The sequence below is a fragment of the Parabacteroides distasonis ATCC 8503 genome (genome assembly GCF_000012845.1).
In the GTDB taxonomy this organism is placed as follows: domain Bacteria; phylum Bacteroidota; class Bacteroidia; order Bacteroidales; family Tannerellaceae; genus Parabacteroides; species Parabacteroides distasonis.
Genome location: NC_009615.1, coordinates 1,154,678 through 1,174,924, shown reverse-complemented (window position 1 = coordinate 1,174,924; position 20,247 = coordinate 1,154,678). Strand labels below are relative to the sequence as shown.

The 20,247-nt window shown below is 49.6% G+C and carries 26 protein-coding genes; 1 reads left to right on the top strand and 25 read right to left on the bottom strand.

The window, feature by feature from the left end; all coding sequences use genetic code 11:
* Positions 1–134 precede the first annotated feature (134 nt).
* Positions 135–1,802, top strand: a complete 1,668-nt coding sequence (locus BDI_RS05080) for a formate--tetrahydrofolate ligase (RefSeq protein ID WP_005857104.1) — start codon at positions 135–137, stop codon at positions 1,800–1,802.
* A gap of 69 nt (positions 1,803–1,871) precedes the next feature.
* Here the strand turns inward: BDI_RS05080 and BDI_RS05075 are convergent, their stop codons facing one another.
* The 25 genes from BDI_RS05075 to BDI_RS04975 all read right to left on the bottom strand — a co-directional run bounded on the left by BDI_RS05075 (position 1,872) and on the right by BDI_RS04975 (position 19,707).
* On the bottom strand, positions 1,872–2,792 hold the full coding sequence (locus BDI_RS05075) for a hypothetical protein (protein ID WP_005857106.1): 921 nt from the start codon (positions 2,790–2,792) through the stop codon (positions 1,872–1,874).
* A gap of 31 nt (positions 2,793–2,823) precedes the next feature.
* Positions 2,824–3,099: a zinc ribbon domain-containing protein gene (locus BDI_RS21150; RefSeq protein ID WP_227742552.1), complete on the bottom strand. Its 276-nt coding sequence runs from the start codon at positions 3,097–3,099 to the stop codon at positions 2,824–2,826.
* A gap of 19 nt (positions 3,100–3,118) precedes the next feature.
* Positions 3,119–3,880 (bottom strand): hypothetical protein, encoded by a 762-nt coding sequence (locus tag BDI_RS05070; protein ID WP_011966282.1) that lies wholly within the window; start codon positions 3,878–3,880, stop codon positions 3,119–3,121.
* A 26-nt stretch (positions 3,881–3,906) separates the two neighbouring features.
* Positions 3,907–4,494: a DUF4870 domain-containing protein gene (locus BDI_RS05065; protein ID WP_005857110.1), complete on the bottom strand. Its 588-nt coding sequence runs from the start codon at positions 4,492–4,494 to the stop codon at positions 3,907–3,909.
* Positions 4,495–4,525: 31 nt separating this feature from the next.
* Positions 4,526–5,041, bottom strand: a complete 516-nt coding sequence (locus BDI_RS05060) for a zinc-ribbon domain-containing protein (protein WP_005857112.1) — start codon at positions 5,039–5,041, stop codon at positions 4,526–4,528.
* A gap of 33 nt (positions 5,042–5,074) precedes the next feature.
* On the bottom strand, positions 5,075–5,350 hold the full coding sequence (locus BDI_RS21455) for a zinc-ribbon domain-containing protein (RefSeq protein ID WP_080504965.1): 276 nt from the start codon (positions 5,348–5,350) through the stop codon (positions 5,075–5,077).
* Positions 5,253–5,549, bottom strand: coding sequence for a hypothetical protein (locus tag BDI_RS05050; protein WP_041525562.1), 297 nt, complete (start codon positions 5,547–5,549; stop codon positions 5,253–5,255). Before BDI_RS05050 ends, BDI_RS21455 begins: the two co-directional genes overlap by 98 nt.
* A 6-nt stretch (positions 5,550–5,555) precedes the next feature.
* On the bottom strand, positions 5,556–5,906 hold the full coding sequence (locus BDI_RS05045) for a hypothetical protein (RefSeq protein ID WP_005857116.1): 351 nt from the start codon (positions 5,904–5,906) through the stop codon (positions 5,556–5,558).
* A 21-nt stretch (positions 5,907–5,927) separates the two neighbouring features.
* Positions 5,928–6,605, bottom strand: coding sequence for a TapB family protein (locus tag BDI_RS05040; RefSeq protein WP_041525561.1), 678 nt, complete (start codon positions 6,603–6,605; stop codon positions 5,928–5,930).
* A 33-nt stretch (positions 6,606–6,638) separates the two neighbouring features.
* Positions 6,639–7,364: a DUF4412 domain-containing protein gene (locus BDI_RS05035; RefSeq protein WP_011966278.1), complete on the bottom strand. Its 726-nt coding sequence runs from the start codon at positions 7,362–7,364 to the stop codon at positions 6,639–6,641.
* 20 nt (positions 7,365–7,384) lie between these two features.
* Positions 7,385–7,882 (bottom strand): L,D-transpeptidase, encoded by a 498-nt coding sequence (locus tag BDI_RS05030; protein ID WP_041525560.1) that lies wholly within the window; start codon positions 7,880–7,882, stop codon positions 7,385–7,387.
* A gap of 90 nt (positions 7,883–7,972) precedes the next feature.
* Positions 7,973–8,458: an HU family DNA-binding protein gene (locus BDI_RS05025; protein WP_005857125.1), complete on the bottom strand. Its 486-nt coding sequence runs from the start codon at positions 8,456–8,458 to the stop codon at positions 7,973–7,975.
* A 237-nt stretch (positions 8,459–8,695) separates the two neighbouring features.
* Positions 8,696–8,863 (bottom strand): hypothetical protein, encoded by a 168-nt coding sequence (locus BDI_RS20990; RefSeq protein WP_005857127.1) that lies wholly within the window; start codon positions 8,861–8,863, stop codon positions 8,696–8,698.
* Positions 8,864–9,076: 213 nt separating this feature from the next.
* Positions 9,077–9,634 (bottom strand): hypothetical protein, encoded by a 558-nt coding sequence (locus BDI_RS05020; RefSeq protein ID WP_005857129.1) that lies wholly within the window; start codon positions 9,632–9,634, stop codon positions 9,077–9,079.
* A gap of 15 nt (positions 9,635–9,649) precedes the next feature.
* The gene (locus BDI_RS20850) at positions 9,650–9,787 is read right to left on the bottom strand and encodes a hypothetical protein (protein WP_154394869.1); all 138 of its coding nucleotides are present in this window, start codon (positions 9,785–9,787) and stop codon (positions 9,650–9,652) included.
* Positions 9,769–11,358, bottom strand: coding sequence for a hypothetical protein (locus BDI_RS05015; protein ID WP_005857131.1), 1,590 nt, complete (start codon positions 11,356–11,358; stop codon positions 9,769–9,771). Before BDI_RS05015 ends, BDI_RS20850 begins: the two co-directional genes overlap by 19 nt.
* Positions 11,359–11,393: 35 nt before the next feature.
* Positions 11,394–12,014: a hypothetical protein gene (locus tag BDI_RS05010; protein ID WP_005857133.1), complete on the bottom strand. Its 621-nt coding sequence runs from the start codon at positions 12,012–12,014 to the stop codon at positions 11,394–11,396.
* Complete coding sequence (locus BDI_RS05005) at positions 11,980–12,936, bottom strand: hypothetical protein (protein ID WP_011966275.1); 957 nt, start codon at positions 12,934–12,936, stop codon at positions 11,980–11,982. Before BDI_RS05005 ends, BDI_RS05010 begins: the two co-directional genes overlap by 35 nt.
* Entirely contained in the window at positions 12,915–13,928 is a 1,014-nt protein-coding gene (locus tag BDI_RS05000) for a hypothetical protein (protein ID WP_005857137.1), read from the bottom strand. The genes BDI_RS05005 and BDI_RS05000 overlap by 22 nt, the downstream gene beginning before the upstream one ends.
* A 46-nt stretch (positions 13,929–13,974) precedes the next feature.
* Complete coding sequence (locus tag BDI_RS04995; protein ID WP_011966274.1) at positions 13,975–14,919, bottom strand: hypothetical protein; 945 nt, start codon at positions 14,917–14,919, stop codon at positions 13,975–13,977.
* A gap of 16 nt (positions 14,920–14,935) precedes the next feature.
* Positions 14,936–16,273, bottom strand: coding sequence for an OmpA family protein (locus BDI_RS04990; RefSeq protein WP_005857141.1), 1,338 nt, complete (start codon positions 16,271–16,273; stop codon positions 14,936–14,938).
* A 36-nt stretch (positions 16,274–16,309) separates the two neighbouring features.
* Positions 16,310–16,555, bottom strand: a complete 246-nt coding sequence (locus BDI_RS21145; RefSeq protein WP_226768328.1) for a hypothetical protein — start codon at positions 16,553–16,555, stop codon at positions 16,310–16,312.
* 532 nt (positions 16,556–17,087) lie between these two features.
* Entirely contained in the window at positions 17,088–17,321 is a 234-nt protein-coding gene (locus BDI_RS21140) for a helix-turn-helix transcriptional regulator (RefSeq protein WP_227742534.1), read from the bottom strand.
* Positions 17,322–17,834, bottom strand: a complete 513-nt coding sequence (locus tag BDI_RS21135) for a response regulator (protein WP_227742533.1) — start codon at positions 17,832–17,834, stop codon at positions 17,322–17,324.
* Between the two features lie 10 nt (positions 17,835–17,844).
* Positions 17,845–19,707 carry an ATP-binding protein gene (locus BDI_RS04975; protein ID WP_227742532.1) on the bottom strand — a complete coding sequence of 621 codons (1,863 nt, stop codon included), beginning with the start codon at positions 19,705–19,707 and terminating at the stop codon, positions 17,845–17,847.
* Between the last annotated feature and the right edge of the window lie 540 nt (positions 19,708–20,247).

Genomic DNA, 20,247 nt, shown 5'->3' with positions numbered 1-20,247 from the left:
CATCTTCGCACAAAAATATCAAAATAACACAATCTTATTATTCCATAAAGGGGGAAAACCTTGTTCCGTATCATTTTGTTATTATAATAAATTAGATTTACTTTGTTCAAACTATATAAACTTACATAAAGCACATGAAATCGGACATTGAGATAGCAAGAGAAACAGACTTGCGTAAAATTAAGGAAGTTGCGACAACGTTAGGTATCCCTCGTGAGGAAGTACAAAATTATGGCAGGTATATTGCCAAGGTTCCTATCCATTTGATCGATAAAAAGCAAATGGACCAGCATAATTTAATTTTAGTGACCGCTATCACTCCCACTAAAGCGGGAATCGGAAAGACTACGGTTTCGATCGGTCTGGCTTTAGGGCTGAATAAAATAGGGAAGAAAGCGGTGGTCGCTTTACGTGAGCCGTCTCTTGGCCCGTGTTTCGGCATGAAAGGTGGTGCTGCCGGAGGTGGATATGCCCAAGTGCTTCCCATGGAAAACATCAACTTGCATTTTACAGGGGATTTTCATGCGGTTACTTCCGCCCACAATATGATTACCGCTTTATTGGATAACTATATTTATCAGACCCGCAACACCTGCGAGGGATTGAAGGAGATCAAATGGAAACGGGTTCTTGACGTAAACGACCGTAGCTTACGTAACATCGTATCGGGTCTAGGCGGCTCGGCGAACGGTGTCCCTACCGAGACCGGATTTGACATCACTCCCGCTTCAGAGATCATGGCGATCCTTTGCTTGGCTACGGATATAGAGGATTTGAAACGACGTGTCGGAAATATTTTATTGGGTTATACAAACGAAGATAAGCCTTTCACGGTAAATGATCTTGGCATAGCCGGAGCTATTACCGTATTGCTAAAAGACGCATTACTGCCGAACCTTGTACAAACAACGGAGAATACTCCCGCATTTGTACATGGAGGTCCTTTCGCTAATATCGCCCATGGATGTAATTCCATATCGGCCACCCAAATGGCTCTTACTTATGGAGATTATGTGATTACGGAGGCTGGTTTCGGCGCTGATCTGGGCGCAGAGAAATTCTTTAATATCAAATGTAGAAAAGCGGGGCTTTCACCGAAACTGACAGTCATCGTAGCGACTGCCCAGAGCTTGAAACTTCATGGTGGCGTTCCGGAGAAAGAAATCAAGGAACCGAATATCGAAGGATTAAAGAACGGATTCGCTAACTTAGATAAACACATTGAGAATATGAAGAGCTTCGGCCAGCAAGTAATCGTTACTTTCAACCGTTTCGCTACCGATACGGACGAGGAGATTGCGTTAGTGGCTGAGCATTGCGAGGAGAAAGGGGTTGGATTCGCCATGAATAACGTTTTCGCCGAAGGCGGTGAAGGGGGTACGGAGCTTGCCCGCTTAGTGGTTGATACGATCGAAAATCATCCTTCCGCTCCTTTACAATATACATATGATCTGAATGATCCGATCCGTACGAAGGTACAAAAAGTGGCCCAGAAGATATACGGAGCTTCTTCGATTGTTTATACGACTTTGGCCGATAAAAAATTGCGTCAGATCGAAAGCTTGGGTATTTCCCATTATCCGATCTGTATCGCCAAGACTCAATATTCATTCTCTTCCGATCCGAAAGCTTATGGGGTCGCCAAAGATTTCGAACTAAAAGTACGAGATGTAATCATCAATAACGGAGCCGAGATGATCGTTGTCGTCATGGGCGAGATCATGCGTATGCCGGGACTCCCGAAAGAGCCGCAAGCCCGAAAGATCGATATCGTGGATGGCATGATTGAGGGATTGAGTTAATAGACAGTAAAACGATTCAAATAAAAAAGGTGCGCCTCACACATTCAGTAAGGCGCACCTTACTTTTGCTTATTTATGAATAAACTTTATAGAACCTCTAGCTGTATTTAGCAAATAGATTCCTGCTGGCAAGCGAGAGATGTCAATACGATTCGACTTACTCTCTGCCATTTTCCCTCCAGTTATCGCATAAATAGAAATCCCGCTTTCCGTTCCTTGTACTTCCAACACATCTCCATAAATATGAAGTTTCAGTTCGTTCTCCTCTACTACAGGAGCGATAGAGGTTGTTCCATTGAAATAGTCATGTGTCTTTCCTGAATATTCCCAGCTTGTCTCAGCGGGGAAATACATTTTCTGATAATTTTTCGAAATCATCGGGTTTCCCGCGTCCACGATCTCCGTCTTGCTTTCTGACATAAGCATCCAACTACCACCGAAATCAATGGAAGACGAGGTTTTCGTGACATTCTTATCGTAAGACCACTCCATTTTCATCTTGAACGTCTCTCCCTCAGCCGTACCTGTCATGAGTATCGAGACCGGATATTTATCTTTGTTGAAAGTGGCTTCTATATCCACTTTCGCCTCGGCTTTCCATGCGCCTCCCTCAAAGCTGGAGGAAGTGACGGAGAACTTCTCATAGCCATTTCCGGTATAAGTGTATTCTGTTTTCTCGCCTGCCACGTCGGCTGCCGAATAAGAGATAGCGACCAAAGTGCGTCCTTGGTTATCATTCTCCATCACGGTCTTGCCATCATATACCCAATCAGACGAACTTGAGTTCCATTTATAACTGTCTATACGAACCACGCTTTTATTACCATCGCATATATAAACATCTTTCTGTTCCTGCGCATCGTTCTTGTCATAGGTAATACTATAGTCCGGACATCTTCCAAACAAATACCCCGGAAGAGAGAATGATTGCGCCATCAATGAAGAAATACCTACTAAACAGGCTACCAATGTAAATAATACTCGTTTCATATTCTTGATTTTTTACGATTAAACTTAAAAACTATAACCTTTCTCCGCAATTCCCGCAAAATGTAGCGGTCGGAGCTAATTGCATTCCGCATTGAGGGCAAAAGCGGCTTTCCGGCGTTGAGACCTGTCCCGGTATCTGCGGTCGCAAAGGATCTTGTGCTGCGGAAGTAGCGGTGGGATTCGGTTGCGGCATCTCGTTACCTTTCTTGAAAAGCTCCTTGAACTTACCGGACAAGCCGCTCAACTTACCATACAGATCGAAAGTAACTTGCGTGGCGGGAGCTACTTGCATATAGCTGCTCATCATTTTCACCAAGATCCAGCTATCAATAAAGGCATACTTTACTGTATAGGCGAACAACAATGAAATAATGAAAGCCATGAAACCGCTCCAGCCGAACAAGCGGAACAATCCACCGAAGAGGATAAACGCAATCAACGTAACCACCACGAACGATAAGATGACCATCCCCGTTGTCTTCGCCGCATCCTTGAGCAACGTCTTCCACGTTCTGAAAATAGATAATGACACCATCTGCCGCCGATTTATAAGGGTTTTGAGCCGGATGGTAAAAGGTGTAACCTAAGCAGCACTCGTCCACATACCCCAACGAGATATCGAGAAACATGTTGGTGAGGCTCTTTATCCCGTCAGCTCCGGGGAGCGCCCCGAGCAAACTGTCCGTAACACGTCCCAACGTACGTTGTAACTGTTTAATGGAACCCGCCACAAGTTTATCCAAGGCAAAATACACGTTAGATGTACCGAAACGTTCCTTTACCATCGTCTTTCCCATCTCGAAGGGTTTGGCAGGTACATAGCCGGTTTGATACGCCATCGCGATCACGGCCACATGCCCGGCTTTTACGAGATAACCGATGTAGTGATTCAAGAAGAAATTCACTACCCCTATAAGTCCCAACCAGATGAAAAACATGATCGCTACCACTCCGTCGCTATTGAACAGGACCGATATGCCCATCAAGATAGCGAAGAGCAGCACGGCTATCAATATATTCAGCAATCCTAATCCTAGTTTTATCCAACCGAATTGCAGGGTCTTGAAGAAAATCTCTTTTGCTGTCATAAAGTATACATTTATGGGTTATTATGCTATTTCAACAGACGGTATTTACCGATGATAGGTAATTCCTTAGCTCGCCCGTTCAGCGCGTTAATGATACCGATGACTGCCAGTACCGTAAACACGATGTAAACGAGGTTCAATACCGTACCGCAAAGAGAGTAGATGCTCCATAAGCCCAATCCCCTCCATAGGATCGCCCGCAAGAGGGCGGTCAGAACGGAGTCCGCTATGATCCAGCCAAACATGGCGATGCATAAAAGCAAGCCTTGGTTGGCATGGAACCGGGCGAATTTCGAGTCCTTGGCCGCAAGGATCGGGATCAATACCAGAATCCCGAAATAAGCAAGGATAGCCATTACCTTATTTTGCTCTACATCGGCTTTATCGAACTGGTCGGTCAGGTCCGCGGTCTTGTTCATACCACTTAATTTGTCGCTCAAGGCATCGGCCGTGGCGGTAGCCTTAGCCATTGATTCCGCATCGGTCGGTTGTACCGGCGGAGGTGTCTGTTGCCTGTTCGGTTCGGCGGCAACTATTTGCATAGGTGATCCGCAGGCCGGGCAAAATCTCACGCCTTCATTCACTTGTTGTCCACATTTTCCACAGAATGCCATAATTTGTTTCCTCCTAATTTTAGTATTGTTATTATTTGAGTAGATCTCCGAAAGCTTCCATCAAGCTGTCTATCTCGCTACCGAACAGCATCCGTACGGCGAAGAACATCAGCAACGACAAGACCGAACCGATTATCATCATGATCAGCATCGCACGGGCGAAGTTCGCCTTGTTCACCTTCTGGCAGCCTCCGCAGGCCCAGATAATGAGTAGGATGAGATTGATCAACGGAAGAAGCATCAACAGGAAGATACCGATATACCCACCCGTCGTGATCGGTTCATACTTGCTTCCCGGGGGAAGCGGAGCGTTCGGATCGCCCGCCGGAGCCACGTATCCCGGTTGAGGTTGTGCGTAAGCCGGTTGCGATGGCGGGGCATAAGCCTGCTGCGGTAGTGGCTGAGGCGCAGGTTGCGGCTGCACATAGGTTTGCTGGGGCGGTGGCGGGGCTTGCGGTTGTGCCTGTACCGACATCGGCGTACCACATGAGGTACAGAATTTTATGCCATCCGGGACATTTGTCCCGCAGTTTGTACAAAAAGCCATGATTTCTCCTTTCTTTAAAGTAACTGTTATACATCATTCCATTTTTGTTCCGCAACCGCTGCAGAAACGATGCCCGGCGATAACTTCCGTGCCGCAGTTCGGGCAGAAACGTTTCGCCGCAGGCGCTTGTTGCACGGGTTGCGTCAAACGGGTTCCACACTCTTGGCAAAAGTTGGTTCCCTCCGGATTATAGGCCCCGCAATTGGGGCAGCTATGCTCCTGCTCCTCGGCTTCCCGGCGGGCACGTTCCTCGGCCTCGGCACGTTCGAAGGCGGCTTTCCGCCGCCTGCTTGTTGGCTGCGAGTAAATCTAGCTCTGCCCTTATCTCCGGATAGTTCTCGCCGCCATCCGTCTCATATACTTGCCGTCCGAGACGGGCATAGATCTTTCCCTCCCTTTCCGAGAACTCTTTCATCTCGGTCTGGGCATTGAATATCTTCACGTCGGGATCATCCTGCAGCATGAATCCGGACAAGCCTTTTACGATTCCTGTTAAAATATCTCCCATACCACCTTACTCTTTCTTAGTTCCTTTCGCCTTATCCGAGAAATCTCCCATATCCAGATTCTTTATCCCGACCTTCGTGGCCAGCGCCGTCAGTTTCGTCACCTTGGCGATTATCTTGATCTTGGTGACACCTCCCACCTCGTTGTCTTCTATCGTTTTGTTCAATACGCTAACGGGTTCCTCCAAGTCTTTCATGATGGCATCCATCTCGTCCTTGGTCATCTTATCTCCTTTTTTCTCCAGCTTTTCAATGGCATCATCCAGTTTTGCCAAGGCTTTATCTACCGGCGAACCTCCGCATGCCGTCATAAGCACGAGGCTTATGATGAACATGAATGTAAATAATGTCTGTTTCATGATACGTATGTTTTTAATGGTTTACAATCCTTCTATTGAAACTAGCTCTTGGCTTGTCATCAGTTTTCCCTTCTTGTTATACATGTTTGTCTTCACAGGGCCAATGCCGTGGCCATACCAGATCTTCTGGATAGTGGTCTGCTTGATACCGATCACTTTCGATACGGTAGTGTTCTCAATCACGACGCAGTCGATACTCGTCCCGTTCACGTCGAGGGTTTCCTCGGCCACGGCCTTCACGCCCGTCACCTCCGTATTGGTCTTGATGCCGGCCAAGTTCAAGGTGATGGTATAGTCGCCGAAGGTATCGCCTACCTTGACATTGGAGGGAAGTTGGAAGGGTGTTCCGGTCACGGTTACTTGCATGCCCTCCATGATCTGTCCTACCAACGACTTGGGATCGTAGGTCACCGTGCCATTCTTCACCTCGAATGTCTGTGTCATCGGTTGCTTGAGCACCGGGTTCTTTTTATTGTCCATCACCATCATCGAGTAGGTAACGGTGCAGTTGTCCGCGTCTCCCGTCACCTTTGTAGCGGTAGTCTCCGTGTAACTGTTGATCTTTCCTTTCTTGTCCTTGTCGGCGTAAGTCAGTTTCACGCCTTCCTTATGTAGGAAGAAAGGTTCTTGCGCGCTCATTCCCAATACCGTCAGCAAGGAAACGGCGATCATAACTAGAAATCTAATGTTCGTTTTCATAATCGTTGTTATTTTAAAGTGAATAATTTTTCTCTATTTCTTCTTCTGTCCGCCCAGCATCTCGAGCAAGGCCTTCATCCGTTCCTCGTCGCTCTTGCTCTTGTCGTTGACCTCTTTCAGTTGCTCCTTGATCTGCTCATTGGATTTTTGGATGGCATCGCGTGTCTCGTCCACTTTTTGGGTGTTCTCCTCGCACGATTTCCCCGTCATCATCTCCAGCAGGCCGCCGGCAGGCATCACAGTCATTTGATACCCTTCGGGCACTTGGAAGAGGTGCGCCGGTTGCGGCCCCATCTTGACGCGGCGAAGCACGATGGTCCTGTCCATCACATACACCGTATTGTCGTGGGCGATGCAGCCGTTGTAGTTCGATACCTTCATGGGCGAGTAAATCCATTCGTGATAGCCGGCGCCATCCTTGCCGCCATCCTTGTAGATCGATTCGCTCTTGACATAGTAGTGGGCACACTCCTTACCGTCTATCTCCTCCATGCCCAAAAACTCTCGGGAGGTAGAGTGAGACACTTCCCAGTCGTAACCCACCAGCTTATTGGTGGATAACTTGTCGATCTCCTCCATCACCATGCAGGTCTTCCGGGCCTCGTTCATCACGTAGGCTTTCTTTTCCTTCATATCGAAGATCATGATGGTCTTTTCGCCACCCCCTTTCCGGCACCACTCACCATAGAAAGAAATTTGCGCCTGCGCCGCCGTCGTTACGTACAGCGCGCATATCAATAATAAGATTAACCTTTTCATGTCCATTCCTTTTAGTGTTGTTAGTAATCATCGTCCCGGGCTAGCTTGGAAAGCGAGCCGCATTCTCTCCCTTTGTCGGGCAGGATATCCACCCTTGTATCTACGTCCACCAGCCGGGAGAAGGCTTTCAGGTCCTCATTGCTGAGGCGTATGCAGCCCATCGTTATCCGTCCGGGTATCACTTGGGGGTTGGCGGTCCCGTGTATGCCGATGCCCGTGAAGCCGGGTGTTTTCAAGCGGAAGAAGCGGGGGCCGTATATCTCGCCGGGAGTTTCTTGCCTCGTCGAGTCTCGCGGCCAAAGGGAGGTATCTTCCACGGACTCTATCACGAAATGCCCTTCCGGTGTCCGGAAATCCCATTCCTGCTGCTTGTCGCCGTAATTGCGTCCGCAAGCGATGGGAAAAACGGCGAGCGTATCGCCTTGCGGACAAAGAACGGTTATCCGCATATCCTGTTTGGATACTATCACCCGGTTCGTGCCGTCCGCTTTTTCTTCCTGCGCCCGTAGCGTCGCCATCGGCACTCAGAGGAGTGCCAATAGCAACAACACGATCCGGCGTATATGGCAAGAGAAAATGTTCATCCCGTTCCTGTTTTAATGGTTACCTTAAATCTCACCCGGGCTTTCCGAGTCTCCGCCGCCCTCCGGGACACCTTTGGCCAAACGGTAATCGGCTATAGAAGCGTAGCTGATGTCGTCCTCCAGTACGCCGCCGTCCTCGAACGTAAGGCCGCTGAGCACGCTCTCCCGCAATTCTTTCGAGGGAGTGAATACGATCCGGACGTTCTTGATCATGCTGTTCGCCCGGAAACTGTTAATATCTTCCACGCCATCGCTCTTGAAGGTGAGGCGAAAAGTACCCAAGCCCGGTATCTTCACCGTGTGTCCCTGCTGGAGTTGTTGGGGCACGAACTTGGCCAGAAGCTCCAGCGAGGCCTCCATCTCGATGGGAGCAGTAGTGGTGTTGGCGGTGGCGGCGCACGTCATCGCCTTGCCCGAGAGCGGGGTCTCGCTTTTGGGGGTCGCGTACCATTTGCCAGGTTCCTGTCTTTTCTGCGGATTCACTTTCTTAATTAACTTGTACTTTGCCATCTTGTTTTGTTTTAAATTGTTGATAATGTGATAATTGTTATTTCTCTCTATTCTCGTTGCCGGTCTTGCAGGCGTGAGGCTCTAGGTGTCGCACGTGTGAGGCAGCTGATGTCATACGTGTGACACCGTTAACGTCGCACGATGGTCTTGCTCGTCGATGACTCCCCAGCGTTCCCCTCTGGCCACCGTCGCCCGATTCGCCTTGCATTTGTGCGGGTGTTTGCTTCGTCTCGGTGTTTAATTGATTCTCCATAAGCGTATTATACTCTTCCCAGAGGATATTGAACCGCTCTTCTCAACGACGGGCATCCGCACGAGCTTCACCTGCGCCCACGATACCTCCGTCGCCCAAAGAAGGCAGAGGGCGATGGCGGGAAGGAATCCATATTTACCGTAATTGGCCATAGTCATTCTTTTTATCGTTCGTTTCTTTAATTCTTGTCACTTCATAAGGGGAAGCCGGTGTCGGGAATCGGATTCCCCGGAAGCCAGAGGGAAGGAATCCCTGCGCTTCCGGAGTCTCCGACGGGTCTACCAGAATCTATCCCCGTTTGTGTCTTGCTTTCACATAGTGCTGGAACGATTTGAAGGGAGGGAAATAAAAATCATTCCAGCATGTCAGAGAGCTATCTTGTAATAAAAGACCGCTATCTCGGAATAAGCGTAACGCTTCGTTCCGGGAGTCGGTATGAAATCAGTATGGTAGAAGCGGCGGGCGCTTTTGCTACGGATGCGCTCGTAGGTGCCGTAAAACGAGGCGTTGTAGGCGGTGGAGCAAAAGCGGACTTGCTCGATATCCTCCTCCTCGGCCAGTTCCGGGAAACGGCGGTATAACAGTTTCAAGAACATGGCCAGATAAATACATTGCCAGTTCCGGTCGTCCAGCCGGAGTACGCATATGCGGTGGGCCTCCAACGTCTCGGAGAGATCGAAATAGATCCCGTACTCGTGTCGCCATTCCGTTCGCATCCACTGTCGTTCCAGATCCTCCACGAAGGAAGGCTTCATCTGGAAGCGGCCAATGGAGAAATCGGCTCCCTTTACCCCCTTTTGCTGGTAAAGCGCCTTGACGGCTGTTGTCTCCATAAAGTCCATCAAGGCCGAGTAACGAACCAATTCGGGGAAGACAACCGCCACGGCCAACTCCGTCCGGATACCGAACTCCGGGAAGATCAAGTTCCAGACCTCCCGTTATCCCGCCACGTACTTATCAGCTTCTATCCATTCCTTTTCAAAGATCTTTTGGTAATCCTGCGCCAAGGCGGTCGATCCGCTGAGAGCTCGCGCCAACAACGCAACGAGGAATACCGCTATAGTTTGTACGTGCATTTTTCAACACCTGCAGACGAGGCGATGATCCACACCAGCCTGTCGCTCTCCTTCTTGAAAGCCAGCGGATAGAAGGAGGTGCCGTCATGCAGGGTAAGCGATCCGTCGCGCGTGTAGGTCACCTTGCGTGTGCCGCTAGCCGAGGTCCAAGCTCCGTAGGTGGGTTCCGTCCGTGCCCCTTTCGCTTGGAAATCGCCGGGATCGTTCGGCCCCAGTTCCCGCTTCTTGCCGTTTTCGTAAAGGTATCTCTTGCCCGCATTGTCGGCGGTGTAGACGCGGCTGTTGTTCAAGAAGCCGTCGACCGACGTGGCGAAACCACTCTCCGCGTAAAACAGGTGCTCACCCTCGGGAATCTCAATGATCGTCTCCATGTAGACCGGCAACACCCGCGGTTGCGGGAAGTCGCAATACGCCTTGTGCAAGATATTGGTGTAATTGGTCACGGCGTTGAACGAGGCACGTTTCTCGGCGCAGGCCGGGATGATTCCCTCCTGCATCATCTCTTTCTGCAACTTCACGATGTCCGGATACATGGCCTTTACCCCATCCAATTGGGTTTGCAGGCTGTTGCGCCAGAGCTTGGCGGCACGGAGGCGATAGTTTTTCATCCGCTCGTCGGCACGGGCATAAAGTTCCTCAACCTTCTGGCTGTCGTCGGTCTCATAGATCTGGGCATAGAGGGTCTTTAATTCCGATTCGTATTCCCCGGCGATCTTCTCGCAACTCGTGATCGCGCCATCGCTCGCCTGTAGTATCTTTTTCATCTTCTCGGTTTGCTGCACGGTCATTTGTTCCAGCTTGACGAACTTGGCGTTGAAGGCTGTCGTTTTCTCGTTCGTCGCCTGCATTTTTTCCATCATGGAACCTAGGTCGCTCAGGTTGCCTTGGTTCTCCGCTAAGAAGGCCATCTTCTCCTCGTTGGTCAACTTGCCTCCTTTGGCTGCCTCACGTTTCTCCAGATCGGCGCCCATGGCCTCAAGCCCCCGGGTATCGCCTACCAAGGCGTTCTTCATCTTCTCGATCAAGCGTTCCTTTTCCGCTTCGGGGAGGTTCGGGTCTTCCAAGCTTTTCATTTCCTCCACCGTAATCCCGTTGATATCGGCCAACTCTACATAGAACTTATCCCGGAGGGCGATCATCTCCTCGTCCGAGCAGGTATGTATCGAATCCAGTTCCGTTATACGCATATCCACGGCTACGATCTTGCGGTAGTAGGTCGCACGGGCGGTTTCCTCCGGGTAGACGATGCTCTCGACGGAAGGCAACGGGGGAAGCTCGTTCAGCAAGGCCTCCGGCGAGTTGGCTCTGCTGGGAGCGATCATCTCGTCCCACGTGGCGGTAGCCGTGCGACGTTTTTGTAGCTTATCCGTGGGGGTGACAGATCGTGTCGGCTGATCGCCATCTCCACCGACGAAAGGCTCCTCTCCTATCTCGGCGGTATCATCCTTGGTACCTACTACGTTGCCCACTTTCTGTTTCAGTTTCTTCAAGAAACTCTGGCCGTGCACCTCCACCGGTATCCTGCAGAATATCGCAAGGGCGATTGCCATGATGTTCAAGATCTTTCTCATCGTTGTATTTGTTTATAAGGTGAATATTCTGTCGTCTATTCGTATCGGATACGCTCCCATTTCTCCACGTCATCCAAGCTTTGATCTATATGTATCTGGATGCTCCCGTCGGGCTTGCCTCCGAATCCCTCCTTGGGGATCGGGTCGTTCACGCTACCCTGGCTGCGGAAAGGGATCGTTCCCAATCCGCTGATGCTAAGCCCGTCGTTTATGTTCCCATCGATGACGATGAAATCTCGCGTGGCGTAATAATTCAGGTAGTGATCGGCTTTGAACGATATTCCCTCATCGCTGACCGTACCGGATACCGCCACGTTATGCTGCAACTGGAAATAGGTCTCGATCTCTGGCTGGGGCTTGTCGCCCGGCATCCATTCCCTGTCTCCCATGAATACTTCCGTGCTGGCGTAAACAGATTTGGTCGGTTTCTTAGGCATATTCACCACCACCTTCACCGGCAGGCGGTATATGTTGTGGGCCTGCGTGGGTTTCGTGCTGTGCTTGAAGCCAAGGCCCCAGCTCTCCGCCCATAGTTTCATATACGACTGGTTTATCCTTATATCGGAGGCGAACATCGGGGCGTCTCCAACGATCGTTGTTTGTCCGAAACGTAGCAGTTCCTTATCCACAAAATAGTGCGCATCCCAATTCTGCATACAACACCTCGGCGTCCAGCCACCCGATGTACTCACCAGCGAAAGTCCCGTAGAACTGCTGCTCCGTCAGTTTCTCGTTGGCCCCGTGATAACTCTTCTCCAGCTTCATCTTGATCTTCCATTGCTGTACGCACATCTCTCCCTCATAAAAGAAAGGAGCGTTGGCCGAACCGTTCATGCGCAGCACCCACGTCTGTCCTTTCGTTTGCGCGATCTGCCACAAGCGGTTGTTGGCGATGCGATAGAAACGGGCGAGCGAGACCAGATTGTCCTCGGCCACGCAGTTGATCCATTTCTGCTTATCCCGTTCTCGAGCGTTCAAGAAGATCTCGATACGCCCTTTCAGGCTGAAGATCTTACCCACCGTGCTGAGTGTCTTATTCACCAAGTATTTGTACGCCTCGCTCTTGAGCCGTCCCTGTATCCTCTCCGCCTCGTAATACTTGTCGCGATCCTTCACGCCGCTGATCAGCGCCAACGCGTCTCCCGCCAGGCCGTTCAACCCGCTCATGCTCACGAGGTCGTCCCAGAATTGCTCGTTCGTTATATCGTTCGGCTTGGCTTGCGCCGCCCTTTCGATCACTTGCCGCAGCGTGGCGAAATTCCAGCCCAGGTCGCTTAGGGCCCGGTTTACCGCCTCCTTCTTTTCTTTCAGGTCGATGGATCTGGTGCAGACCAACTCTCCCCCGAAGATGATGGGGCGCTCTATATCGTTAAACGACTTAACCTTAAACGGGTTGACTCCGTAATACATGGTATAGGTCAACGAATGGCTTCCCGGCTCGCAAGGCAGGTTGATCAAGTCGAAGTTTATCAAGCTCCAATCCGATTGCGCTATCACCCGGGAAACAGCGGACAAGCAGAATAGCGTTATCACGGTAAATATGAATCCTATGCGTTTCATTTGTGTCCTCCTTTCCATACGTTCAGTAATGTTTGCAATCCTTTATTCTCCGGATCTATCAGCAGCCCCTCGTTCAGGTAGTAGGCGGCCTTTACGCTATCGCCGTTCTGTACGCTCAGCAACGAGGCACCGGCGAAATTGCGTGCGTTGAAGGGGTTCGCCTGTACGGCCGTCTCATACAGCATGAGCGCCGCTCCCACGGCCGTGGGTAATACGACCAAGGTGTCGGCGGCTTTCGCCGTCAGGTAGTCATCGTCGAAATTAAGGTAATGGTGCGGGCAGCTATAGGTGCTCAGGTGAAAATACTTGCGGTATTCCTCCTCCTTGGGGAGCAGCCTGCGGGCAATGGCCCTGAGCTCGCCGCTCGTAAGGTCCTGCCAATAGGAGAAATCCCATACGGTGGACGGGAAAGCGGGGTTGCACATCGCGTTGGCGTAGCATTCTCTCGCCTTATCTTCCTTTCCCTTGTAATCCCACGAGATGGCCTCGAAGAAGTAAGGGTAAGGCGACGCTATGCTTTGGGTAGCCAACAAGTCCCAAGCCTCGCTCCGCTCGCTGTCCTCATCCAATTCCATATTGACAAGCTCCTGGCTCAGTTTTTCGGTCATCGTATCCAGCTTCCCGATTAGGTTGGTAAGCGCAGTAAGGAGTCCTCCCTCATCTTCCCATCCCCAATCTTCCATATCTTCCTCGTCCTCCTTGCGCTGTTTCTCTTCGGCGGCTTTCTTGGCGGCGGCCCTCTCGTCGCGCTGTTTTACGTAGATCAGCTCGCTCAACCCGTAGCGAAGGCTGGCCACGGCTACCACGGCTTGCCCGTAATAGTAGTTCGCCTGTAGCATATAGCCTTGCTCGTAAAGCTTGTTCCCTTTTTGGAACATCTCTTCGGCCTCGGCCATAAAAGCCGTTTCCGTAGGATAAGCGCCACTTTGCCCGGTGGGCAAGGAAGGCAAGACGAAAGCGAATGCTCCCATAGCGGCAAGACTGAGTAGTAGAATCGATAGCTTCTTCATGGCTTTCTTATTTGAGCGTGTTATACATTCTATATTATATGAATACCTATTTCACCAGTTTATAGCCCTCCTGAGAGGTCGGTATCAACGACGGATCGGGCGAGAAGGTGAGCAACGTGACGGAGGGTTGCGGTTTCATCCGTTCCGCATAGTTACCCATTCCGGCTCCTCCTTTCACGGAGAACTTGCGGTGTACCACAGCTCCGCTATTCTTTTCAATCCAGACGATGTCGGTCGTCTCGATATGTTTCAAGTCTTTAATCGAGCTGTCCATGCTGGATTTAGTGCCAAAGAGGTCTCCTATGGCTTTCATCCCGGCACTCAGGTCGTTCTCGGTACCAGTGACACGGGTGATCTTCTCACAATCGAAGCCGCCCCAACGCACGTCCTCTACCCCGACAGATTCTTGCGTGCTGGACTGGACAAAGCTATCGTCCTGTTCCACCTTTTTCTCTTTCTGAGCAGTATGGACAATGCCATACACATTCCCTATCTTGTCGCAAAAGAACGCATAATAGTCCGAGTCGGAAGTCGCCTTTAGCTGCGCCACCTTGTTTTTAGACGAAATCTGGTAAATCTTATAATCGCCTTCGTCAAGCAGGATAAGCGTCTCGACATTGCCAGAGTTGTTCCAGAAATGGTAATAAAGGATTTTGCCCGACTTTTGTATTTCCACGTTCACCTTGTTCCCCATTGACTTAGCTGTCAGTTCCATACGGAAGTTGCGAGCGAACCACGGATTCTCCTTGTCGAGCGCCTTACGCTGGGCCGGCGTGAGCGACGGATCGACAAAGGCACCGTTATCCGGCCTGTCGCCTTGTTTATCCATTTCCAGATCGCTCCCCTTTTCGGAGGCGGCCGCTTCCTTCCGCTCCTTTACGGCCTCGGTAGCCGCACGGAGCTTCTCCTTGATCTTCTCCTTGCCGCCGCAAGCCGTCACCATCAAGACGAGGCTCGCCAAGCACATCAGTATGTAGAATTTCTTTTTCATATCGCTCACTTATTCGTTACATCTTGACAAACTCCACCCGCCGGTTCTTGGCACGACCCTCGTCCGTTCCGTTATCGGCGATGGGAGATGATTGTCCTTTGCCGGAAGCGGAGAGGCGATCGGCACTGATGCCCAGTTCAACCAGTTTACCTACGATGGCGTTGCTGCGGGCCTCGCTTAACGTCTGGTTGGAAGCCTCGTTGCCGGTGCTATCGGTATGGCCTTCTACGGAGAATCTCAGGTCGGGGTTATCGGTCATTAATTTGACGATACGATTGATCTCACCCATACTCTCTGGTTTGATGGTGGACTTGCCGACATCGAAGGTGATGCCATACGTGATGAACTTACCGTCGCTCATCATGCGGTCGTACAATGGCACTGCGCCTTTGGCGACACGTATGTTGCGGATGGAAGTGTTATTCGTAAAATATCCACCGCCTCTATAAAACTGTATGTCAAAATGTCCGGGTGCTACCGTATTCGGAATATTGGCATAGCGGATACCATTTATGTAAACTTTCATTGCCCGTTGATTGAAGGACAGTGAGAAGTGGTTCCATGAGTTCGGGATAGTCCGAAAAGAGTCATCGCTTCCGCTACGGCTGTTCTCCCCAGAGGAAGGAATAAAGTCCCATCTTAGGCGTGTACGATGGTCTGAAGCACTATAATACCAGTCGTCAAGATTGATAGTTTGAACACGACTTCCCGATTCGGGTTTGTAAAAACGTACGATATAGCAATTTTCCGGCTCATCATCTCCCTTTTTTGTAAAAGGCCCTACCCAAAAGTCAAATTCCAGCGTGAACTTTTCCGGCAAATAACTTTTCATATTATCGAATAGCGGCGCAATGACCGGATCATCCTGACTCACGCAAAGTATCACCTTATCGCCATTGATTTGAGCGATCTCAACAGTACCTTTTAATAAATCCCACTGGCTGGGGAATTCTCCTATCTGTTCCCGGGTCACATCATCCTCAAAAATAATCTCATCCCCCGGCACGAAGTCACTCTTGGCATACGTCATTTCGAGTGATTGCTGTGGTTGTTGCTGTTCCTGCTGTGCCACATCTTCCCCATCATCCATAGTTTCAAAATTCCCTTGTGAATTTGTACTTGTTGGTGGCTCCTCCTTTTCATTATTATTATTCCCTTTCCCCGTCACCACATCCTCCGCTCCCTCGAAAGCCTTGTCTACGGTCTGTTCCACTTTCCGTTCCACGTTCCTCTCCGTTGCCCGTTTGGCACTCTCACCCGCTTTCTTGAGGAGTTTCTTTCCCCATTGGGCTTGCACGTCCATTGTCCCGATTAGGAGCAACATGGCAGATAAAATAAATACTAGCTTTTTCATTTCCTTTAATTCATTAGATTAATAATTCATTCCTATTTATTTACCGAAACACCTTCTGATGGATCGGTCCAGATTTATCAAGGATCTCCGAAAAAAGCGAGAAACCTTCTTACGGCACGATATCCCTTTTTTACGTTCTTCTTCCATTTGCTCGGCCACTTCCTCGACACGTTTGATCCGCTCGTCGGCAGTGGCAGGCTCGTCACGCGAGATGCGCTCATCGATGACCTCGATCACCTCCTCATAAGAAAGCAAAGGCTTCTTGTGTTTTTCTTCTTCCATACTCGAACCAGATTTGGTGAAACGTCCGATTTCTTTATTCGCAAAATTAGCCCCGAGAGCGATCGCCCGTGAGGAGAAATGACGCATTCTTATAGGATAATCGACGCATTTCACTAGGACAAACCAAGAGAATCTGCGCATTGAAAATAATTAACTAATTAAAGAGCAGTCGATTAGAAATGCTAGCTGGCCGAATCGCCTCCGATAGAATCTATGGAAGAATAACAATGGGCATTATTAGCTCCTTATAATGCCCATTGTAAGCACGTCACGTTGCCCATCGTAACAGACGCTCTATAAACAAGAGTTATTCTTGAGGATGGATTGTACCCGGATTGGTTTATAATATATTTCCATGTACAGCCGACGCCACCCGACCTATCCCGGTGATTTACCAAAGTGGCTATCTGACCATCAAGGATTTCAATCCGGAATTCAATATCTATACCCTCGGATTTCCCAATGATGAGGTTAAATATGGATTTCTCAATTTCATAGCCCCTTTCTACACGGAAGTACCCGCTACACGGAATCATTGAATGAGGCTTTTCCTGTATTGTGAGGGCGTTACATTGAAGATCTGCTTGAAAAGGCGGGCGAAATAATTGGCATCCTCGAAGCCGCATTTAAGGGCGATGTCGCCGATCAGTTCCTCGGTAGAGGCCAAGAGGCGTTTGCTCCTCTCCATGCGCATCTGCAGGATATAGGCAGAAGTGTTGTAGCCCGTGATGGCACGGACCTTGCGATTCAATTGGGATCGGCTCATTCACATCTTATCGGCTACCATGTCCGAGTTCAAGCCATGGTTGGACATCAACGCATATATATAATCATTCAGGTGAGCCAAGAAGTCTTGGTCGGCAGGGTTTAGTTTTACATTCAGTTCCGTCCCCTCACGCATAGCCTTGGAATACTTCTCACGCAGCAAACGACGCTGTTCCAGAAACTTTGTTATCCGGATATTCAGCTCTTCCGCATTGAAAGGCTTCTCCAGATAAGCGTCCGCCCCGACTTCTAAGCCACAGACACGTTCCTTTCCTCCTGATTTCGCAGTAATGATAATGATCGGAATATGGTTCAACACCTCGGATTCACGTACCCGCCTACATAACTCATAGCCATCCATCTCGGGCATCATCAAGTCGGTGAGGATCAAGTCCGGCATTTGCTCCGCCGCTATCTCCAACCCCTCCGCTCCATTTCGTGCGTATACTATTTGATACGCACCATTAAGCAGCCGGCCGATATAATAAGAGTCGCCATGTCTCAATGGCAACATCACGACAAACTCAGAACCAACCCCGGCCCTCCATGCTCCTCACCATCTGCCGTACCAAAGAAAGGCCGACCCCCGTGCCCATCGTGCCTGCCCCTCCGGTCTCACCTAGGTAAAAAGCCTTGAAGATATGCGGCAAGTCCTCCTCGGCTATACCGCAGCCCGTATCCGCCACATGCGTGACAAGCATACTCCCCACACACTCCATCGTCACGACAACCCTCCCACCTCTCGGCGTGAACTTGATAGCGTTGCGGAGTAAGTTATCCATGATCCTCCGGAAATACTCGGGCACGAAATCCATGCTGATAATCGTCTCCGAAGGAGTAAAACAAAGGTCTACCTGCCCTTGGCGGGCATACGCCCGGTTATCTTCCACGATCATGCTCGTATAAGCTACGATATCTCCAGTCCTCCATTCCGGATCGCCAATCTCAGATCTCACTTTCGCCACTTCCAATAATTGGTTCACCAATTCCAGCAGGTTCTTTCCCTGCCGTCCAATCATATTCAGCCCGGTCTTGAGTTCCTCCTCGCCTATTCCCCCTTTCCGCAACTCTTCCGACACACCCAAGATAACCGTCAGCGGCGTACGAAACTCATGCGTGACATTCGTGAAGAAATTGGCCCTCACCTCCTCCATGCGCCGCATCACCTGCTGATTGCGGGACTTCATCCGCAAGGCATACCATAAAAAGCCCATCGCTACCACCGTAAGGAAGAGTACGATCAAGCAAGCGATCAGGAAAATATTCTTGGTACGCTGCCCCATCTCATAATTCTTCTGTATCAATGAAAGCTCCCGGTTGCTCCTCTCTTTCTCGTAGTCCACACGGAGGTTCTGTATATGGTTCATATTCTCAGTATTTCGCATGCTATCAGCATAAGCGAGACTTGATGTATAAGCGTTGAGGGCATTCTTATAATCACCCAGCTTCTCATAACGCAAGTAATCCAGATGATACACGCTCGACAAATGCTTCCACGCCCGCGTCACCTTAGCGGCACCCTCCGCATGCTCCAAAAAAGCCTCCGCCATTCGCAGATCTCCCTTGTAGATATTCACCCGTGCCAAGGCCAGGCACGATTCCAGCCAATGATACAGATCGTTGTCCGCTACCATAAGGTCGTATGCGTTACGATATTCGCGTATCGCCTGATCCCATTGTCCCTTTTTCTCGAACAAGCGTCCTATATGGTTATGGCAAAGCGAGATGCCGACAACAGACCCGGCCGCACGATTATGCTCCATAGAATAATTGTAATAAACAAAAGCGGAATCCATCATGCCACGCATCTCGAAGATAGAGCCAAGGTTCGCGTAGTTCATGGCCAAGCCGAGATCACTGTCCAAGGTACGTTCCTCTTCCAGCGCTATTCGGAAAATACTGTCGGCCATCTCGCAATTTTCCAATGTTAGATACACGTTTCCGATACCACTCAAGGAAATGGTCCGGTTTTTTCTTGCCTTATAGCTTTCCTTATCGCCCAGTCTCTCGCACAACGACAATGCCCTATAATGATAATTGGAGGCCTCGTCCATGATACCTAACCGCCGGAAGTTCGTACCGATATTATTCAAGGCCTGTATGACCTCCGAGGTATCTTTCCGTTGCATAGCCAATCGCAAGCCTTCCCGGTGGCATCCTATCGCCTCATTAAAACGGGCCGCTTCCCGGTAACGTACCCCTAATTCCTTATAGGCGAGTATCACTCCCAGCTCATTTGCGGTTCTCTCGAAATACCTTAGGCATGATTGTAGAGAATCGATGTCCGGACAGGCCGAGACCACACTATCTATACCCACCTGATCATTTTGGGAAAGACCAACCTCTCCCTCTCGATGACAAGAAGGTATCAGCGAGAGTATCCACATCAATAAAATGCATATAAAACAAAAATGCTTTATATACAAAGAGTGATTTCCTACGTATTTAACAAGACCAATCATCACAAATACTTTCAGAAGTAAACAAAGAGATTCAATCGATACCGCAAAGAGAGTGTTTATTTCCCGAATCACCTAAAACAAGATGTTTAGAGAAGTCCGAAAGCTGTATATTCAGACTGATTTCATGATGAAATGGAGTAAAATCATTAAAAAGAAAGAGAAACGTGGTAGATATTTTTTCATAATGCCTCGAAGATGTACATCCGGTAAGTCCCGATCCGGATAGTATTAATATGAGGAAAGCGTGGGACTATTAACTTATTTAAGAGATAGGCTCTGGTAAACCCGTACGGTAAATAAGCAACAGCCCACGCCCTTTGTCCATATACGTATAGCATATAACAATGACGTGAAGAGTACAGCTTATTCTCCCGTGAAAAATTTACCAGATTTTATCTCTGAGAACGAAGCTAAACACTTTCCTTGTGTCTAAATATGTCCGCTATCTGACGATAGCGACACAAA

Bases quoted from the DNA above. Each gene is read 5' to 3' on its own strand.
- BDI_RS05080 (WP_005857104.1), top strand. From the start codon at position 135: ATGAAATCGGACATTGAGATAGCAAGAGAAACAGACTTGCGTAAAATT.
- BDI_RS05075 (WP_005857106.1), bottom strand. From the start codon at position 2,792: ATGAAACGAGTATTATTTACATTGGTAGCCTGTTTAGTAGGTATTTCT.
- BDI_RS21150 (WP_227742552.1), bottom strand. From the start codon at position 3,099: ATGATGAGCAGCTATATGCAAGTAGCTCCCGCCACGCAAGTTACTTTC.
- BDI_RS05070 (WP_011966282.1), bottom strand. From the start codon at position 3,880: ATGACAGCAAAAGAGATTTTCTTCAAGACCCTGCAATTCGGTTGGATA.
- BDI_RS05065 (WP_005857110.1), bottom strand. From the start codon at position 4,494: ATGGCATTCTGTGGAAAATGTGGACAACAAGTGAATGAAGGCGTGAGA.
- BDI_RS05060 (WP_005857112.1), bottom strand. From the start codon at position 5,041: ATGGCTTTTTGTACAAACTGCGGGACAAATGTCCCGGATGGCATAAAA.
- BDI_RS05050 (WP_041525562.1), bottom strand. From the start codon at position 5,549: ATGGGAGATATTTTAACAGGAATCGTAAAAGGCTTGTCCGGATTCATG.
- BDI_RS05045 (WP_005857116.1), bottom strand. From the start codon at position 5,906: ATGAAACAGACATTATTTACATTCATGTTCATCATAAGCCTCGTGCTT.
- BDI_RS05040 (WP_041525561.1), bottom strand. From the start codon at position 6,605: ATGAAAACGAACATTAGATTTCTAGTTATGATCGCCGTTTCCTTGCTG.
- BDI_RS05035 (WP_011966278.1), bottom strand. From the start codon at position 7,364: ATGAAAAGGTTAATCTTATTATTGATATGCGCGCTGTACGTAACGACG.
- BDI_RS05030 (WP_041525560.1), bottom strand. From the start codon at position 7,882: ATGGCGACGCTACGGGCGCAGGAAGAAAAAGCGGACGGCACGAACCGG.
- BDI_RS05025 (WP_005857125.1), bottom strand. From the start codon at position 8,458: ATGGCAAAGTACAAGTTAATTAAGAAAGTGAATCCGCAGAAAAGACAG.
- BDI_RS20990 (WP_005857127.1), bottom strand. From the start codon at position 8,863: ATGGCCAATTACGGTAAATATGGATTCCTTCCCGCCATCGCCCTCTGC.
- BDI_RS20850 (WP_154394869.1), bottom strand. From the start codon at position 9,787: ATGCACGTACAAACTATAGCGGTATTCCTCGTTGCGTTGTTGGCGCGA.
- BDI_RS05015 (WP_005857131.1), bottom strand. From the start codon at position 11,358: ATGAGAAAGATCTTGAACATCATGGCAATCGCCCTTGCGATATTCTGC.
- BDI_RS05010 (WP_005857133.1), bottom strand. From the start codon at position 12,014: ATGCAGAATTGGGATGCGCACTATTTTGTGGATAAGGAACTGCTACGT.
- BDI_RS05005 (WP_011966275.1), bottom strand. From the start codon at position 12,936: ATGGAAAGGAGGACACAAATGAAACGCATAGGATTCATATTTACCGTG.
- BDI_RS05000 (WP_005857137.1), bottom strand. From the start codon at position 13,928: ATGAAGAAGCTATCGATTCTACTACTCAGTCTTGCCGCTATGGGAGCA.
- BDI_RS04995 (WP_011966274.1), bottom strand. From the start codon at position 14,919: ATGAAAAAGAAATTCTACATACTGATGTGCTTGGCGAGCCTCGTCTTG.
- BDI_RS04990 (WP_005857141.1), bottom strand. From the start codon at position 16,273: ATGAAAAAGCTAGTATTTATTTTATCTGCCATGTTGCTCCTAATCGGG.
- BDI_RS21145 (WP_226768328.1), bottom strand. From the start codon at position 16,555: ATGGAAGAAGAAAAACACAAGAAGCCTTTGCTTTCTTATGAGGAGGTG.
- BDI_RS21140 (WP_227742534.1), bottom strand. From the start codon at position 17,321: ATGAGCCGATCCCAATTGAATCGCAAGGTCCGTGCCATCACGGGCTAC.
- BDI_RS21135 (WP_227742533.1), bottom strand. From the start codon at position 17,834: ATGTTGCCATTGAGACATGGCGACTCTTATTATATCGGCCGGCTGCTT.
- BDI_RS04975 (WP_227742532.1), bottom strand. From the start codon at position 19,707: ATGTGGATACTCTCGCTGATACCTTCTTGTCATCGAGAGGGAGAGGTT.